Source organism: Haloarchaeobius salinus, from assembly GCF_024464185.1.
GTDB classification, from domain to species: Archaea; Halobacteriota; Halobacteria; order Halobacteriales; family Natrialbaceae; genus Haloarchaeobius; species Haloarchaeobius salinus.
Genome location: NZ_JANHAU010000002.1, coordinates 647,201 through 662,554, shown reverse-complemented (window position 1 = coordinate 662,554; position 15,354 = coordinate 647,201). Strand labels below are relative to the sequence as shown.

Annotated in this window: 17 protein-coding genes; 8 read left to right on the top strand and 9 right to left on the bottom strand. The window is 70.0% G+C overall.

Annotated features, from left to right (window positions below):
• Positions 1-24: 24 nt before the first annotated feature.
• Positions 25-1,110, bottom strand: coding sequence for a copper-containing nitrite reductase (gene nirK, locus NO345_RS09980; protein WP_256298827.1), 1,086 nt, complete (start codon positions 1,108-1,110; stop codon positions 25-27).
• 107 nt (positions 1,111-1,217) lie between these two features.
• On the opposite strand from nirK, the gene NO345_RS09975 reads away from it, so the two are divergent.
• Positions 1,218-2,258, top strand: coding sequence for a halocyanin domain-containing protein (locus NO345_RS09975; protein WP_256298826.1), 1,041 nt, complete (start codon positions 1,218-1,220; stop codon positions 2,256-2,258).
• Positions 2,259-2,266: 8 nt separating this feature from the next.
• Here NO345_RS09975 and NO345_RS09970 read toward each other — a convergent pair whose 3' ends face one another.
• The 4 genes from NO345_RS09970 to NO345_RS09955 are packed head-to-tail and all read right to left on the bottom strand — an operon-like array spanning position 2,267 to position 6,213.
• On the bottom strand, positions 2,267-3,595 hold the full coding sequence (locus NO345_RS09970) for a glycerate kinase type-2 family protein (protein ID WP_256299573.1): 1,329 nt from the start codon (positions 3,593-3,595) through the stop codon (positions 2,267-2,269).
• 24 nt (positions 3,596-3,619) lie between these two features.
• Positions 3,620-4,531 (bottom strand): SDR family oxidoreductase, encoded by a 912-nt coding sequence (locus NO345_RS09965; protein WP_256298824.1) that lies wholly within the window; start codon positions 4,529-4,531, stop codon positions 3,620-3,622.
• A 25-nt stretch (positions 4,532-4,556) separates the two neighbouring features.
• Positions 4,557-5,297: an endonuclease V gene (locus NO345_RS09960; RefSeq protein WP_256298822.1), complete on the bottom strand. Its 741-nt coding sequence runs from the start codon at positions 5,295-5,297 to the stop codon at positions 4,557-4,559.
• A 1-nt stretch (position 5,298) separates the two neighbouring features.
• Complete coding sequence (locus tag NO345_RS09955; RefSeq protein ID WP_256298820.1) at positions 5,299-6,213, bottom strand: rhomboid family intramembrane serine protease; 915 nt, start codon at positions 6,211-6,213, stop codon at positions 5,299-5,301.
• Between the two features lie 86 nt (positions 6,214-6,299).
• Here NO345_RS09955 and NO345_RS09950 point away from each other — a divergent pair, with 86 nt between their 5' ends.
• Positions 6,300-6,704, top strand: a complete 405-nt coding sequence (locus tag NO345_RS09950; protein WP_256298818.1) for a hypothetical protein — start codon at positions 6,300-6,302, stop codon at positions 6,702-6,704.
• A 176-nt stretch (positions 6,705-6,880) separates the two neighbouring features.
• Here NO345_RS09950 and NO345_RS09945 read toward each other — a convergent pair whose 3' ends face one another.
• Positions 6,881-7,258, bottom strand: a complete 378-nt coding sequence (locus NO345_RS09945; protein ID WP_256298816.1) for a DUF7853 family protein — start codon at positions 7,256-7,258, stop codon at positions 6,881-6,883.
• Positions 7,259-7,643: 385 nt separating this feature from the next.
• On the opposite strand from NO345_RS09945, the gene NO345_RS09940 reads away from it, so the two are divergent.
• From NO345_RS09940 to NO345_RS09930, 3 genes are read left to right on the top strand one after another with little or no spacing between them, the layout of a single operon-like run.
• Positions 7,644-8,081 (top strand): DUF5788 family protein, encoded by a 438-nt coding sequence (locus NO345_RS09940; protein ID WP_256298814.1) that lies wholly within the window; start codon positions 7,644-7,646, stop codon positions 8,079-8,081.
• Positions 8,078-9,817: a DNA polymerase/3'-5' exonuclease PolX gene (polX, locus tag NO345_RS09935; protein WP_256298812.1), complete on the top strand. Its 1,740-nt coding sequence runs from the start codon at positions 8,078-8,080 to the stop codon at positions 9,815-9,817. The genes NO345_RS09940 and polX overlap by 4 nt, the downstream gene beginning before the upstream one ends.
• Complete coding sequence (locus NO345_RS09930) at positions 9,817-10,296, top strand: Mut7-C RNAse domain-containing protein (protein WP_256298810.1); 480 nt, start codon at positions 9,817-9,819, stop codon at positions 10,294-10,296. The genes polX and NO345_RS09930 overlap by 1 nt, the downstream gene beginning before the upstream one ends.
• Here NO345_RS09930 and NO345_RS09925 read toward each other — a convergent pair.
• On the bottom strand, positions 10,293-11,252 hold the full coding sequence (locus NO345_RS09925) for a cell division protein CdpA domain-containing protein (RefSeq protein ID WP_256298808.1): 960 nt from the start codon (positions 11,250-11,252) through the stop codon (positions 10,293-10,295). The genes NO345_RS09930 and NO345_RS09925 overlap by 4 nt on opposite strands.
• 93 nt (positions 11,253-11,345) lie before the next feature.
• Here NO345_RS09925 and NO345_RS09920 point away from each other — a divergent pair, with 93 nt between their 5' ends.
• Genes NO345_RS09920 through NO345_RS09910 form a run of 3 tightly spaced genes read left to right on the top strand, consistent with a single transcriptional unit; the run spans position 11,346 to position 12,876 of the window.
• The gene (locus NO345_RS09920) at positions 11,346-11,636 is read left to right on the top strand and encodes a DUF5789 family protein (protein ID WP_256298806.1); all 291 of its coding nucleotides are present in this window, start codon (positions 11,346-11,348) and stop codon (positions 11,634-11,636) included.
• Positions 11,637-11,640: 4 nt separating this feature from the next.
• Entirely contained in the window at positions 11,641-12,375 is a 735-nt protein-coding gene (locus NO345_RS09915) for a CPBP family intramembrane glutamic endopeptidase (protein ID WP_256298804.1), read from the top strand.
• A gap of 36 nt (positions 12,376-12,411) precedes the next feature.
• A complete protein-coding gene (locus tag NO345_RS09910) occupies positions 12,412-12,876 on the top strand; it encodes a DUF302 domain-containing protein (RefSeq protein WP_256298802.1) in 465 nt (154 codons plus the stop codon).
• Between the two features lie 27 nt (positions 12,877-12,903).
• On the opposite strand, the gene nreA is transcribed toward NO345_RS09910, so the two are convergent.
• Both nreA and NO345_RS09900 read right to left on the bottom strand, forming a co-directional pair.
• Positions 12,904-14,208 carry a DNA repair protein NreA gene (gene nreA, locus NO345_RS09905; RefSeq protein WP_256298800.1) on the bottom strand — a complete coding sequence of 435 codons (1,305 nt, stop codon included), beginning with the start codon at positions 14,206-14,208 and terminating at the stop codon, positions 12,904-12,906.
• Positions 14,209-14,348: 140 nt separating this feature from the next.
• Positions 14,349-15,281 carry a WD40/YVTN/BNR-like repeat-containing protein gene (locus NO345_RS09900; RefSeq protein WP_256298799.1) on the bottom strand — a complete coding sequence of 311 codons (933 nt, stop codon included), beginning with the start codon at positions 15,279-15,281 and terminating at the stop codon, positions 14,349-14,351.
• Between the last annotated feature and the right edge of the window lie 73 nt (positions 15,282-15,354).

Genomic DNA, 15,354 nt, shown 5'->3' with positions numbered 1-15,354 from the left:
ACCGAGCGGGCGTTCACCGCCGCCCTACGCCGGCTCCGGGTCGAAAACCGTCGTATCCTCGGGACCCTGGACGTCGATGACGGCGAGACAGCCCTTTCTGGCCACGCGGCTGAGCGCGTGGTCGACGAGCTTGACCGGGCCGGGAACCGGGAACGACATCGTCGCGACGGCCGAGGAGCCCGGTAGCACGGGCGTCGTCTGGACGAAGCGGTCCGGCTGGCTCGCCAGCGCCCCCTGCTCCCAGACCTCGTCCCAGACGCTGCCGATGGGGTGGAACGAGGAGGTGAGGTTCGGGCCGCCGACCGCGTAGAACAGCCGGACGGTCTCGCCCGTGTTCACCTGCATCTCGTCGTAGCCCTGCGGGCCGATGGCGTACTTCTGGCCGTTCATCAGCACGTACGTCGGCTCCTCGGCGGCCATCGCCTCGAAGTCGAACTCGTGGTGGCCCTCCTCGCCGGCCGCGCCGGTCGTGTAGAGCTCGTGCTGGCCGAGGTAGAACTCGTGGTCGACCGCCGGGAGACCCTCCTCGGGCTCGACGACGATGAGGCCGAACATCCCCGCCGAGATGTGGTAGTCGACGTTCGCGACCGCGCAGTGGTAGACGAACGCACCGGGGTAGGTGACCCGGAAGCGGAGTCGGGCCTCCTCGCCGGGGGCGACCGTCGTCGCCTCGGCACCGCCGCCGGGGCCGCGGGCGGCGTGGAAGTCGACGTTGTGGACCATCGAGTTCGCCTCGTTGTTCCGGATGGTGAGGTCGATGGTGTCGCCGACGCGCGCCCGGACCATCGGGCCCGGGATCTGCCCGTCGAAGGTCATGTACGTGAACGTGACGCCGGGCTCGACCTCGGCGGTGACCTCGGTCGTCTCCATCTCGACCGCTACCGTCGCGGGTTCCGTCCGCGTGATCGGGGCGGGGATGTCCCGCGGGTCGGCGGCGACGCGGTCGACGTCGACCGCCGCGGCCGGCGAGAGCGATGCCGGGCTCCCCAGCTCGTTCTCGACGACGGAGAGGTCGTCGCGCTGGCTGCCGATGGTGCAGCCCGCGAGGGCCGTCGCGCTGCCCACTCCGACCGCCTGCAGGAACCGCCGTCGTGACGTGCTGGAACTCATGGTTTACAGCCTAACAGAACACATACGGTTGCTTATACACGGAATACGTTTCCCGCTTTTTGGGAGACCTAAAACGTTGTTTATACGGGGTACGCGTATGTTCGCTCATGAACACGAGCCAGCCACACACCGACGTCGACCGCCGAACCGTCCTCCGTGGGGTCGGGACCCTCGCAGCGGGCACCGCACTCGCCGGTGCCGCCAGCACGCCTACGCGGGCACAGGAGACGCCCGAACTCGCGGCGTGGTTCGAGAACGTCGACAACTTCGACGGGCTCGTCGACGCGCGGGGCCAGTCCGAGGTGACCGTCGGCGTCGGAACGCCGGGCAACGGTGGCGCGTTCGGCTTCGGTCCCGCGGCGGTCAGGGTCGACCCCGGCACGACCGTCGTCTGGGAGTGGACCGGCGAGGGCGGGATGCACAACGTCGCCGCGACCGACGGCGCGTACGAGAGCGACCTCGTGGACGACGCGAGCGCGACGTTCGAGCACACCTTCGAGGACGAGGGCGTCAGTACGTACGTCTGCGTCCCCCACGAGGCGATGGGGATGAAGGCCGCGGTGGTCGTCGGCGACGTGCCGGTCGACATCGGGCTCGGTGGGCTCGTCGAGGCGGAACCCGACTACGGCGACTGGTTCGACGGCGTCGAGAACTACGAGGGCACCGCCGACATGCGCGGGCAGGACGAGGTGACCGTCGCGGTCGGCGCGGCCGGCAACGGCGGCAACCACGCGTTCGAACCCGCCGCAGTCCGGGTCGACCCGGGCACGACCGTCGTCTGGGAGTGGACCGGCGGGGGCGGCGCACACGACGTGCAGGACAGCGACGGCGTGTTCGCCAGCGAGCCCACCGACGTCGGCGGTGCGACCTACTCGCTCACGTTCGACGGCGACGGCGTCAGCACGTACGCCTGCACCAGCGGCGACAGCGACGCGATGCGCGGAGCCGTCGTCGTCGGGAACCCCGAGGCGGGTATCGTCCACGTCAGCGAGGCCTCGATGCTCGTCGGCGGGTTGCTCGGGACGGCGCTGCTGTTCCCGCTCGGACTCCTCGCGTTCCTGCTCGCCACCGGTGAGGGGGACAGGGAGGGCGTCGTCCACGCACCCGGCGGGAACGTCCCGCCGAAGCGGCGGAACCGGCGTCGGTGACCGTCCGGCTACTGTTCCCGTTCCACGACCACGACGCGCAGGTCGTTCACGTTCGTCCCCGTCGCGCCCGTTCTCAGCACCGCATCCCGTCCGTCCAGATAGCCGAGGCTGTCGTTGTCTGCGAGGGCGTCCCGCGCAGCGGCCGTGTCGTCGACCGTCGCCCCGTCGACGAGCGCGCCCGCCGCGTCCGTCGAGCCGTCGCGACCGTCCGTATCGACCGCAGCGACCGCCACGTCGTCGCTCCCGCACAGGTCCAGCGCCGCGGCCAGCCCGAACTCCAGGTTCGGCCCGCCCGCACCGTCGCCGTGGACGCCGACGGTGCACTCGCCACCGGAGAGCAGCACCGCCGGCGGGTCGACGGGCTGGCCGGTCGCGCGAATCTCACGAGCGACGGCCGCGTGGAACCGGCCGGCCTCGCGCGCCTCGCCCTCGACGCTGGTCGAGAGCACGAGCGGTTCGCATCCGCGTTCGCGGGCGACCGCCGCCGCCGCCGACAGCGCCGTCTCCGCGTTCGCCAGCACGTGGTAGCCGGCGCGGTCGAACGCCGGGTCGTCGGTGCGCGGCGTCTCCGGTTCCGTCCCGTCCACACCGCGCTGGAGGTGCTCGCGCACGGTCGGTGCGGGCACGTCGTACCGGTCGAGGACGGCTGCCGCGTCGGCGTACGTCGTCCCGTCGGGTACCGTCGGCCCGCTCCCGACGACGGAGGGGTCGTCGCCGACCACGTCCGAGATCGCGAGTGTGACGAGCCGCGCCGGTACCGCCGTCCGGGCGAGCCGCCCACCCTTCACCGCCGAGCAGTGCTTCCGGACGGCGTTGAGCGCAGAGACGGACGCACCCGCGTCGAGCAGGTCGCGCGTCACGCCGGCGAGGTCGTCGACGGTGAGGTCGCCGGCGGGTAGCGTCAGCAGCGCGCTCGCGCCGCCGGTGAGCGCGACGAGAACGAGCGCGTCGTCGGGGGCGTCGGCGACGCAGTCCCGAATCCGGCGGGCCGCGTCGACGTTGCGCACCGTCGGGACGGGATGGTCGCCGACGAGCACGTCGACCGGGCTCGCGTCGGTCGGTTCGTCGGTGACGACGACGCCCCCATCCACTCGGCCGTCGAGTGCGTCGACCAGCGCCGCGGCCAGTCGGCCCGAACCCTTGCCCGCACCGACGAGCAGCACCGTCGAGAAGGAGTCGAGATCGTAGCGCGCGTCAGCAACCGTCAACACCCCGCCGTCGAGCGCCACCCGGTTCGCGACGACGCGTTCCGGGAGCGCCGCCTCGATGCCGGCCGCGACACAGGAGAGTGCCGTCTCGCGGGCCGGCGTCGTCGCCAGTTCGTCGCGGTTCTCGATAGCCACAGTCCGTTCCTCGCGGTCCTACGTGGCGAAGCGCCGGACGAGCCCGACGACCACGTCACGGATCCGGTCGGGCAGGTAGCGCGCGAGCAGGCCGTACTTCGCGACGACGCCGACGGGATATCTGGTCGCCGGGTCGGTGCTGCTGGCCGCGTTGAGGATGACCGCTGCGACCTCGTTGGGTGAGACGGCGAGCGGACCGTCGCCCGCGACGAGGCTCGCGTCCTCGAAGATCTCGTAGAGGTCGTCGTAGGCCTCGGAACGCGGCAGGTCGTCGACCTCGCTCTCCGCTCGGTCCCCGAACTCGGTGGCGACGGGACCAGGTTCGACGACGACGACCTCCACGTCGAACTCCCGCAGCTCGCTCCGGAGCGCGTCGCTCATCGCCTCGACGGCGAACTTCGAGGCGGAGTAGACGCCCGTGCCGGCGACCGAGAGCTTGCCCGAGACACTGGAGACGTTGACGAACGTGCCGTCCTCGGCCTCTCGCATGTGGGGCGCGACGGCGCGGACGAGCCGGTGTGGCCCGTAGACGTTCACGTCGAACTGCTCGTGGACCTTGTCGGTAGGAACGTCCTCGATGGGGCCCAGCTGCGCGTAGCCGGCGTTGTTGACCACGCAGTCGATGTGGCCGGCCTCGTCGACGACCCGGTCGACGACGCGTTCGACCTGTCCGCGGTCGGTGACGTCGAGTTCGGCGGTCTCGCAGCCGATGTCGGCGAGGTCTGCGAGGTCGTCCTCGTCGCGCGCCGTCGCGTACACCAGCCACCCCTCCGAGCGGAACGCCTTCGCGGTCGCACGGCCGATACCTGAGGAACAGCCGGTGATGAGCACGGTCGAAAGCGTCGGTTCCGGGCCGGACGACCCGTCGTCCTCGTCGTCCGCCGTCGGGCTCGCCGCCTCGGGCGAGTCGTCGTCCTCGTCTGCGGTCATGGTCCGGCGTTCACCCGGGAGGTACCTAAGTGTCGATGGTTCGTTTCACGTCCGCGGCGTGTGCGTCGGCCAGCCGGGTCGGCTCGGGGAGCTTGTAGCCCGCCGACGTGGCGAGCGTCCAGTCCGCCGCCGTCTCGGCACTGACGCGGTGGCCGGGACTGACGTACAGCGGGTTGACGTGGCGGTTCGGCGAGTCGTACTGCTTCGTCTGCACGGCGTAGCCGATTCTCGTTCCCGCGGGCGCGTCCACGTCGCCGTCGGCGTCGATGCCGACGCGCTCGCCAGCCCGGAGGCCGTCGGTCGACGCTTCGGGCGTCCCACAGAGCAGGTTCTTGGCGACGCCGACGCTCGGGATATCGAGCACGACGCCGATGTGCGTCGCGAGCCCGGCCTGCCGGAAGTGGATGCGGCCGCTCCCGTCGAACAGCACGCAGTCCGGCTCCGTCTCCAGTTCCTCGAACGCGGCGAGGATGGGGTTGCCCTCGCGGAACGACAGGAGGCCGGGGATGTACGGGATCGAGAGCGGCGAGACGGCGTGGGCGCGCTCGACAACGCTGTCGCCGCGGGTGACGACGATGGCGCTCACCGCGCGATCGTCGAGGAATGCCTGGTCGACGCCCGCGACGAGCGGGCCGGTGTCGGTGCCGACCGCGTCGCAGTCGAACGCGAAGTCGTCCGCGAACGTCGCGGCGTCGGCGATGTCGCGCTGCTGGGCCGTCATCTCCGCGCGGGAGGCAGCCGGGTCCGGAACGAACTCGGTCCGCATCTCAGAACGGGCCGCGTCCGCCACCGCCGCCGCGACGGCCGCCGCCGAGGCTGGTCTCCCGGGGGAGGCTCACCTTGTCCTTCACGTACTGGCCGTACAGCAGGCCGAGCACGAGGCCGAACAGGTGGGCCGCGTGGGCGACGTTCCCCCCGCCGGGCATGACGCTCCCGCCGAGGATCCCGGTGACGCTGACGAGCGCGTACAGCCCGGTGAGCACCCAGATGGGCGTCGGGATGATGAAGTAGATGAGCACGGTGAGGTTGGGGCGGATGATCGTCAGCACGCCCATCAGGGCGAGCGCGGCACCGGAGGCTCCGTACAGCGCGGTCGGTTCGCCGGTCACCAGTGCGAGGCCGATGTGGCCGAGTCCGGCGAGGACGCCGCTCCCGAGGAACAGGAAGATGTAGTCCCGGCTCCCGACGTACTCCTCGACCAATCGGCCGAAGAAGAATATCACGATGCTGTTCCCGGCGATGTGGTAGAGGCTGGGCGCGTGCGAGAAGATGGAGGTGAACCACGCCCAGACGTACTCGGGGTGCTCGCTCTGGAGCGCGAAGATGTCGGTCCACGCCTGCGAGCCGGCCTGGATGTCGGTGACGTTCGGGACGATGAAGTACTGTAGCGCCCACGTCACCCACATCAGCCCGAGGAACACGAACGTCATGTTCCCGCGGAAGTACGCCAGCGGGCCGCCGCGGCGGAACGGGTCTGCCGTGAGGCCGCTCAGCACGCCACCTTCGCTGTCGTCGCTCGCTGTCGTCGTCTCCTCGGCCCAGACGCCCTGCGGGTCGTTCCACTGCAGCCCGGGACAGTCGTGGTTCTCGGGCAGCCGGTGGGTGCCACAGAACTTCCCGCCACACCGGTTGCAGGTGTACGGCATGTTCGTCTCGTCGCCGCACTCGTCGCAGTTGGCCATTGGTCGCCCGTACGAACACGGACGGCAAAGGGGTTGGGATTCCGAAACAGGGGCAATCAAGTACCGATGGTGACAACTGCCGGTCAGTGGAGTTGCCGAACCTCGACCTTCGTCCTGAACTGCGCGGAACGGCGTACGAGAGCCTCTGGTTCCTCAGTATCCAGCGCGTATTCGCGATTGGATTCCTCGGTTACCTCCTGCACCGGTACGTCGTCGGCTACAGTCCACTCGTAGCACAGCTATTCCTCCTCGTCGTCGTCCCTGCGATGGTGCTGTTCCATGCGTATCTGGCACTCAGTACCGCTCCGCGAATCGCGAGACACTGGTTGCCGTCGGTTTCGTACTCGCTCGCAACAGCCCCGTGGTACGTGTTCGGCGTGGTCTGGCCCGTCGAATTTCTCAGGAAAGTCGTCCCGATAGTGTACGTCCTCGCCGGGTTCGTGACGGTGGTGTGGCTCATCGCGTCCTTCGACGCGGAGACCGCGGCGTAGCAGGAACCCGCCCGCGAACAGTCGGTTCCGTCCCGTACGGCCAGCTTTCGGCTCGTCGTGAGAGGCAGGACACCGTCGCTCTCGGGCGGGAGTTCGTCAGGAAGGGGGTGAATCGTAGCCGGCGATGCTGTGTACGTCGCCGGCCGGTGAACGGTTCGGAACCGTCCGGGATTGGATCAGTCTCGATCCAGTCGAAGTGCCTGATCGACCGCCATGTCGTTCTCGATGGCGGGCGGCGGCGGGGCGAACATGCGTTCGAGACGGTCGCCAACCGTCCGTGCGCGCGCCGCGTCCTCGACCGGGGTGGCCGGGTTCGCGGCGTACGCGAGCAGTTCGGCCCGCAGACGCCAGCCCTCGAACTGTGTGAACGAGCGCACGCCAGCTTCGAGTTTCTTCGCGGTCTCGAGTGCCCACCACGGCTGCGGCGCGTGGGGCGAGTCGCTCTCGTCCGTCAGCGCGGACAGCGCGACGTGGTGGACGACCCACTCCTCGGCTCGTGAGAGGTCGAGGCGGGTCTGGTTCGTCTGGCTGCGGGTTCGGTTCGTGGTCGACATGGCGTGACTGGGGAGTTCGTATCCCCTATCATCCTGGTGTGACCGTACCCACATGAAGGTGTCAACGAAGTCGGGTGTCGTTTCGAGTCTCGATTCGGCTAGCGAACTGACGCAGTAGAGCCGGTTGCAGTATGGCGATTGTGGGAACTATCTGGTCGACAACAGCCAGAAAGCCCCGCACAGCACCGCACCTCACGCCTCCCCAGCCGACTGCGCTCCTCGCTCCGCTGCGGTGCTCATCCCTCGCGCGGATGGCTCGACGCGCTCGCTTCACTCGCGCAGTCTCGCCAGTCGCGCGCCACGTGGACTGCTGCGCGTCGAACTGTGAACGGATTCGCCCCCGTCAGCGTGAGAGTTTTTGGTCCCACGGGCCCGACTCTGGAGTGTGAAAGCGTACGAACAGAAGCAACTGCTCGCGCGCATCGACCGCGAGGGGGCGACCGTGGGCGCGGAGATCCCCGAGCGCATCGACGTGCAGGGCGAGCCCATCGACCTGCAGTCGTTCGTCTTCGAGATCAAGCGTCGGGACACCATCCCGACGGGCGAGCGCGAGCGGGTGCAGCAGGCGAAGAAGAACCTGCGGCGCGAGCGGCTCCAGCGCCGGCAGCGCATCGAGAACGACTGGGCCGACATGAGCTGGGCGGAGGGCGAGGAGCTGGTCGAGGCCATCATCGGGCTGGACCGCGCGCTGAACGCACTGGAGAGCCTCGGCCCGACGAACATCGAGGCGGAGGCCGACGCGAAGGACGCCGCGGACAAGAAACGCTGGATGAACTTCCTGAAGAAGGCCCTCGGCCGCGAGGGCAGTGGCCCACGAACATGACACTACAGGACGACGTCGCCGCACGACTGGAGGAGATGGCGGACCTGCTCGAAGCCGACGACGTGGACTACAAGCCGAACGCCTACCGCCGCGCGGCCGAGAGCATCCGCGACTACCAGGGCTCGTTCGACGACCTCGTCGCGGAGGGTGCCGACGCCGTGGACGAGCTGGACCACGTCGGCGACGCCATCTCGTCGAAGATCGTCGAGTACGCCGAAACCGGGGAGATCGAGGAGCTTTCGGAGCTGCGCGAGCGCTACCCCGTCGCGCTCGACGCCTTGCTCAGGGTGGAGGGCGTCGGCCCGAAGACCGTCGGGACGCTGTACGACGAGCTCGGCGTGACCGATCTGGAGGACCTGGAGGCGGCCGCACGCGCGGAGAAGATACGCGAGCTCCACGGCTTCGGCCCGAAGACCGAGGAGAACATCCTGGGGAACATCGAGTTTGCCAAGTCCGCCGGCGAACGGACGTTGCTCGGCGACGCCCGCCCGCTCGCCGACGAGCTCGTCGGCTACCTCGCGGGAGCCTCGCCCGTCGAACACGTCGAGGTGGCGGGTTCGCTCCGGCGCTGGCGGGCGACAATCGGCGACATCGACGTGCTCGTCGGCACCGACGACGGCGAGGCGGCCATCGACTCCCTGCGCGACTGGGAGGCCACGGACGACGTCATCGAGGCCGGCACGGAGAAGGCGAGCGTCCGCAGCGACGGGATGCGCGTCGACCTGCGCGTCGTCGTCCCCGACGAGTTCGGCTCGGCGCTCCAGTACTTCACCGGGAGCAAGGCCCACAACGTCGCCCTGCGGAACTACGCCATCGACCGCGGCCTGAAGCTCAACGAGTACGGCGCGTTCGACGTGAGCGACGTGGACGACCCCGACGCCGGCCAGCGCGTGGGGGAGCGCGTCGCCGGTGACACGGAGGAATCGATGTACGACGCGCTCGACCTGCCCTGTATTCCACCCGAGATCCGGGAGGACCGCGGCGAGATAGCCGCCGCAGCCGACGACGACCTGCCGGACCTGCTGACCGCGGACGAGATCCGCGGCGACCTCCACACACACACCGACCGGTCCGACGGTGCGGAGTCCATCGAGTCGATGCTCGACGGTGCGGCCGCCTTCGGCCACGACTACATCGCCGTCACCGACCACGCGACCGGCCCGGGCGTCGTCGGCGGTGTCGGCGTCCCCGACGAGGAACTGCTCGAACAGGCCCACGAGATCCGAGAGCTCGCCGACAACTACGACATCACCGTCTTCACCGGCGTCGAGGCGAACATCACCGCCGACGGCGAGATATCCGTCGACGACGACGTGCTCGCAGAGCTCGACGTGGTCGTCGCCTCGCCACACGCCGCCCTCGACGGCGACGGCACCGACCGACTCGTCCGCGCGATGGAGCACCCCTCGGTCGACATCCTCGGCCACCCCACCGGCCGGCTGCTGAATCAGCGGCCCGGCCTCGACGTCGACGCCGAGGCGCTCGCCGAGGCCGCCGCACGGGAGGGCGTCGCGCTGGAGATCAACAGCGACCCGCACCGGCTCGACCTCTCCGGCGGCCCGGTCAAGGTCGCCGTCGACGCCGGCGCGACCATCGCCATCGACACCGACGCCCACCGGACGCCATCGTTCGGACACATCCGCTTCGGTGTCCACACCGCCCGCCGGGGGTGGGCCGAGGCCGCCGACGTGCTGAACACGCGCGACGCCGACGGCGTCCGCGAGTTCCTGCACTGATGCGGTACCTCCTCGACGCGATGCTCGGCACCCTCCCGACCTACCTGCGGCTCTGCGGCCACGACACCGTCTACGCGCTGGACCGCGACGTGGAGGCGGACGAGGCCGTGCTCGGGCTGGCGGCCGAGGAGGAGCGCACGCTCGTCACACGGGACGGACGGCTCGCCGCGCGGGCCGACGACGCCGTCCTGCTCCGGGAGCGCGACACGGAGCCACAGCTCCGCGAACTCGCCGCGGCCGGCGTCGAGCTCACACCCGCCCCCGAACCGGTCCACTGCGGGCGGTGCAACGGTCGGCTCGTCCGGGATGACGCCGCCGATTCGGACACCCGGCCGGCGTACGTCCCCGACGATGCCGACCCTGTCTGGCGGTGTCTGGACTGCGACCAGCGGTTCTGGAAGGGGAGCCACTGGGAACGGATGGTCGCGACGCTGGCGGACGTACGGGACACGTCAGGAGAGACGGCTACGGACGGCTAGTTGTTCGGCTCCCACTGCTGGCACGCCTCCATGTCGTCCATGACCTCGTCGTGCGCGCCGCAGTAGGGCTGCATCCCGCGGTTCGTCCGGACGTACTCGAAGTGCTGGCAGTTGCCGCAGTAGCGGTCGGCGAGGCTCTTCTCGCGCCGACCCGAGTCGGACTGGAGCACCTCGCCGTCGTCGTGTGTGTCCATCGGCGACTGGATGTCCCGGGTCGACGCCCCGCCGTCGCTCGTCGCGGTGCCCGTGCCACCGAGCCCCGGTGACCCGCCACCACGGGACGACCGCGACGACGCCGCGGCCGACGCCGTTGCCCCGCCGGAGGACTGGTTCGACCCCGGTGCGGGCTGGTTCGTCTGCGTCTCGACGGAGCCGTCGGGGTCCGCACCGAACATGCCGACACCGCCGTAGGCGGCCTGCTCGGCGTGTTCGGCGGGCACCTCGACGACGCGGGTCTCGCCCTCGCGGGTGACCTGCATCGTGACGGTGCCGCCGGGGTCGTTGCGCGTCTTGAACGTCACGACGGCGCTGAACAGGCAGCCGATGGAGGCGAAGACGCCGAAGGAGTACACCGCCGCGACGAGGAGGGTGAGCCCGGTGCGCTCCTGCGGGCCCGTCACCCAGTACGTCGGGTAGGCGTACCAGAACAGCGCGACGCCGAGCACGCAGAGGCTCGCCCCGATCGCTGCGGCGGCTCGGATGCGCTTGCTCGCCGGCAGGACCGTGAACACGCCGACGAGCACGGCCGGCACGCCGAGTCCACCCAGCACCCCGGCGACCTTCCGTGCGTCGTAGACGCCCACGCCGACCGCCCCGAGCAGGTCGGTCCCCCCGACGAGGATACCCACCACCGTGAGCAACGCACCCGCCGCGAACAGTGCGACCCCCAGGTAGAAGCGTCGGAGGTCCTCGACCTCCCCGACGTTGTCCTCGTACACGTCCGCGAGACTGGTCATGCACCCGTGTTGGTCTTCCCACCACAAAACAGTACGTCAGACATCGGGGGCGGAAGCGAAAGGTTGAATCGACGCGGTTGCAAACCCCCGACCATGGCTGACGAGGAGGAAGAAGACGCAGAACCCGCCGTCGAGCTTGGCGAGGGTGAACCCGTCGAGGGCGCACCGCTCGCACGAGTCACGTCCCGCCTGACCTGGCCTATCACCAAGAGCCGACTCGAGACGCTCGAGGGCGACGCCGTCATCCGGACGCCCGACGGGCCGACCGAGCTCTCCGCGGCCCTCGAGGACGTGGACATCACGTACTTCGAGAAGCGCCAGGAGTTCGAGGAGGCCGTCCGCGACGTCGTCGGTCGCGGCCCCGTCGCGACCGCGGACGAGTAGAGCCGTGTCGAGCCAGGACGCCGGCGTCGTCGCCGATGCCGTCGACTGGCTCCGCCCCAGGCTCGCGTCCCTGCGCTGGTCCCGGCTCTCCTGGACCGCGAGGTCGCTCGTCGCCGGCGCGGTCCTCTCCATCCTCTGGATGACGTTCCACCAGGCCGGGCTGGACCAGCGGCTGGTCATCGACGGGCTCATCTTCTTCGGTGGGCCGATGGCGCTCGCGACGTACTACGGCAAGGAGATCGGCTACCGGGTCGACCGGACCGCGGTCCGGAACGCCGTGCTGCTCGCGCTGTTCGTGCTCCCGTTCTACCTCGTCGGGTCGTCGCTGCCGTCCATCCGGAACTACTACCCGATGTGGGCGACCGCGGCCGAGCTGCGCGAGCCCGGCACGTTCGCCGTCCACGCCGCCAAGCAGTTCGCGCTGGTCGTCGCCGTCGAGACGTACTACCGGGGGCTGCTCTGTGTCGGCGTCGGCGAGCGCTTCGGCATCAAGGCCGCGTTCATCAGTCCCGTCGTCTACGCGCTGCACCACATCGGGAAGCCGCCGATAGAGATGCTGCTCTCCGGGCCGACCGACGTGCTGTTCGGCGCGGTCGACTACAAGAGCGGCTCTATCCTGCCCTCCGTCATCGCGCACGGGGCCGGGCTGGTGCTGCTCGACTGGCTGGTCATCCACGACCCGCTCATCCCACCGGAGACGGTGTACGGCTGGCTGGAGTGGCTGCCCGTCCCGCTGTAGGATACGTTTTTCCCCTTGCGAGCCGCCTCTTGTAGTATGGGACTCGAATCCAACGACGAGAGCGACGTCGAACTGCCGACCCCGAGCGACGACGAGATCGGCAAGAAGCAGGCCACGCTCGAGATGGAACACGAGGCGGCCATCGAGCACGTGCGCGAGGCCTTCGCCGACGCGGGGTTCGGCACCGCCGTCGAGTTCTCCGTCTCGGACCTGCTCGCCGAGAAGATCGGCGCGGACCGCGACCCGTACTACATCCTCGGGGCGTGCAACCCGGAGATGGCCGACCGCGGGCTCGACATGAGCCCCGAGCTCGGCGGACTGATGCCGTGTAACGTCGTCGTCTGGGAGGAGGAGCCCGGTCGGCAGCACGTCTACCACGTCTCCATCATGAAGATCGCGCCGCTGCTCGGGATGGCACCGAACGACGAGGACTGGGACGAACTGGTCGCCGACACCGGCGAACTCGTCGAGGCGGCGTTCGAGAACCTCGATACGGCCTGAGCGCGGTCGCCGACGCCTGTTTTCGGGTCAGAAGTCACCCAGCGAGCTCTGCACGCCGGCGACGAGGTCGGACTTCCGGCGGAGCCGGTCGTAGGAGACCGGCAGGCGCTGTGCGATGGTCCGGACCGCCCCGTGGAACGTCTCTGCCTCGCCGTGCTCGCCCTCGAGCGATTCGTCCACCGCGTCCTCGTCCACGCTGTGCCACGGCGTCCCGTCGAAGGCGTTGCGGACGCTCTCGCGCACCTGCCAGACGCCGACCGGTGCCCAGTAGTCGTCGCTGACCTCGCGGAGCACCAGGCACTTCGCCTGGCGGCCGCGGTCGGCGAGGTGTTCGAGGACGCCGAGCCGGCTGGCGTAGTACGCCCCGGCGGTCTCGTCGACGTAGCCGGTCCGGCCCTCGTAGCCCTCCGAGGCGCTCCCCATCCAGATGTCGCCGGACGGGTCGGGGTTCCAGACGCTGCCCGGGGCCTTCATCTCGACGAGCTCGAACTCCCACTGGCCGGGCGCGAGGACGACCCAGAAGCGGTTGCCCATGTACTCGTTCATGCGCACCTCGACGCTGTCGACGCTCGGCGCGTGGCGGAGCTTTCCCCGGAGGTACTGGCCGATGGTGTCGTCGACCGCGGTGATGGACCAGCGGGTCGGGACGAGCCGCCGGTTCTCGCCCTGCCCGAGCGCACCGGCCGACAGCACGCGGTTGATGTCGTACACGTCGAGACCCCGCCGGTAGAGGTACGTCATCGCGCCCTGGGCCTGCCAGTCGTCGTCCTCCAGCGTCTTCTTCACCGGGCGCGGGACGTACGGGTTCTCGGTGAGGTCGACGGAGGTGGCGCTGGCGCTCGGGCCGGTCGGCGTCGCCACGCCCTCGCCCACGTCGAGGTCGAGGTCGAGCTTGCCGTCGAGGCCGATCTCCACGTCGACCGGGTCGCCCGCGATGGCGACCTCGCGCTGGACGCCGACGAAGCCGTCCCAGACGTCCTCGACGTTCACGTTCGCGCGCCGGCGGGAGTTCAGCAGGCCGGTGCGCCGCTCGACGACGTCGCCGACGCCGAGGCCCTGCTGGTACCACTGGCCGTCGGTGACGAAGTCGGTGGGGTCCCCCTCCGCGACGGGCGAGAGCAGGCCCGTCGAGACGTCCGGGTAGTTCGTCCGACCGACGAAGATGGAGGGAGCCGTGGCTCCGTAGAGCGAGTCGCCCTGCACGGTCTCCTCGAAGCGCGACTGGAAGTCCTCGAGGTACTCGGTGATGGCGTAGGACTTCTCCTCGGCGAGCTGTCGGCGGCGCTGGGACTCGTCGGGCTCCAGTCCCTCGATGTAGTCGTCGAGCCGCATTCGACCGAGATACGGCGACGATGCGCTTCAATCTGGCGGACAGGCGACACCGGAAACTCCCCGACTGCGACGTGTCGCACAGCCGCTGCCCGCAGTCGGTCCGTCGTCAGGACACGCCGACGCTGGGCGCGGCCTCGTACTTAAACCGTCGCGAGCGTTCTGGCTCCCGCGGGGACCGTCGCGACCTCGAACCAGCCGCGCTCCTCGCGCCGGAGGATGCGGGCGGGTTCGTACTGGCCGAAGCCGTCGCGTACGTCCATCGTGCCGGCGTAGACGGTGCCGTCGACGACGGCCCAGGAGACGGGGAACGACTCGTTCTCGCCGGGGTACGGGAGCCGGTCGACCTCGCCGTCGTGCGCCTCGAACAGCGCGCCGCCGGGTGCGGCGGGCCCCCAGCCGTTCGCACCGATGTACAGCGTCCCGTCGTGCTCGCAGCTCTCGCGGAAGTAGTTGAACCAGAAGTCGCGGAAGTCGGTGTCCTGTCTGAGCCACGTGCGGCCGGCGTCGTCGGTCCGGTAGAGCCCGTTCCCGCAGGCGGCGACGTACTCGTCGGCCCCGAGCGCGAGCAGGTGGTGGACGTCGTCGTGGACGCCCGCGGAGCGGGCCGACCACGTCTCGCCGCCGTCGACGCTGAGGTAGACGCCGCCGGGTTCGATGCCGACGGCGAGCCGGTCGGGTGCGCCCGGATGGACGGCCATCGTACGGACGCTCGCGTCGTCGCCGGGTGCGCGGTCGCGCCAGCGCTCGCGGCCGGGGAGCGACTGGAGGGCTTCGAGCTCGCGCCAGCTCGCCCCGTCGTCGGTGGAGACGTAGACGGCGGCGGGGTCGGTGCCGACGTACCAGCGCTCGCCGTCCGGGCTGACACCCGTCGAGACGGCGGCACCGGGGAGGTCCGCGACGTGGACCCAGTCGTGGCCGTCGGTCGTCCGGTAGAGGCCGGACTCGGTGGCCGCGACGCAGCCGCCGGCGGTCGAGTGCAGTCGGTGGACGGTCGCGTCCAGCCGTCGTTCGGGGGCGTCGTCGTCCTCCGGGACGGCGAAGAGACCGTCGAACGTGCCGACGAGTAGCACCATCTTCGGGTACGTCTGTCGCCACGCTCGTTAAGCGTTGTGTCGCACGTGGCAGGCTCGGTCGGACGGCCCGTTG

What these genes read in the sequence shown, in the direction of transcription:
- nirK (WP_256298827.1), bottom strand. Translation starts at nt 1,110, where the DNA reads ATGAGTTCCAGCACGTCACGACGGCGGTTCCTGCAGGCGGTCGGAGTG.
- NO345_RS09975 (WP_256298826.1), top strand. Translation starts at nt 1,218, where the DNA reads ATGAACACGAGCCAGCCACACACCGACGTCGACCGCCGAACCGTCCTC.
- NO345_RS09965 (WP_256298824.1), bottom strand. Translation starts at nt 4,531, where the DNA reads ATGACCGCAGACGAGGACGACGACTCGCCCGAGGCGGCGAGCCCGACG.
- NO345_RS09960 (WP_256298822.1), bottom strand. Translation starts at nt 5,297, where the DNA reads ATGCGGACCGAGTTCGTTCCGGACCCGGCTGCCTCCCGCGCGGAGATG.
- NO345_RS09955 (WP_256298820.1), bottom strand. Translation starts at nt 6,213, where the DNA reads ATGGCCAACTGCGACGAGTGCGGCGACGAGACGAACATGCCGTACACC.
- NO345_RS09945 (WP_256298816.1), bottom strand. Translation starts at nt 7,258, where the DNA reads ATGTCGACCACGAACCGAACCCGCAGCCAGACGAACCAGACCCGCCTC.
- polX (WP_256298812.1), top strand. Translation starts at nt 8,078, where the DNA reads ATGACACTACAGGACGACGTCGCCGCACGACTGGAGGAGATGGCGGAC.
- NO345_RS09930 (WP_256298810.1), top strand. Translation starts at nt 9,817, where the DNA reads ATGCGGTACCTCCTCGACGCGATGCTCGGCACCCTCCCGACCTACCTG.
- NO345_RS09925 (WP_256298808.1), bottom strand. Translation starts at nt 11,252, where the DNA reads ATGACCAGTCTCGCGGACGTGTACGAGGACAACGTCGGGGAGGTCGAG.
- NO345_RS09920 (WP_256298806.1), top strand. Translation starts at nt 11,346, where the DNA reads ATGGCTGACGAGGAGGAAGAAGACGCAGAACCCGCCGTCGAGCTTGGC.
- NO345_RS09910 (WP_256298802.1), top strand. Translation starts at nt 12,412, where the DNA reads ATGGGACTCGAATCCAACGACGAGAGCGACGTCGAACTGCCGACCCCG.
- nreA (WP_256298800.1), bottom strand. Translation starts at nt 14,208, where the DNA reads ATGCGGCTCGACGACTACATCGAGGGACTGGAGCCCGACGAGTCCCAG.
- NO345_RS09900 (WP_256298799.1), bottom strand. Translation starts at nt 15,281, where the DNA reads ATGGTGCTACTCGTCGGCACGTTCGACGGTCTCTTCGCCGTCCCGGAG.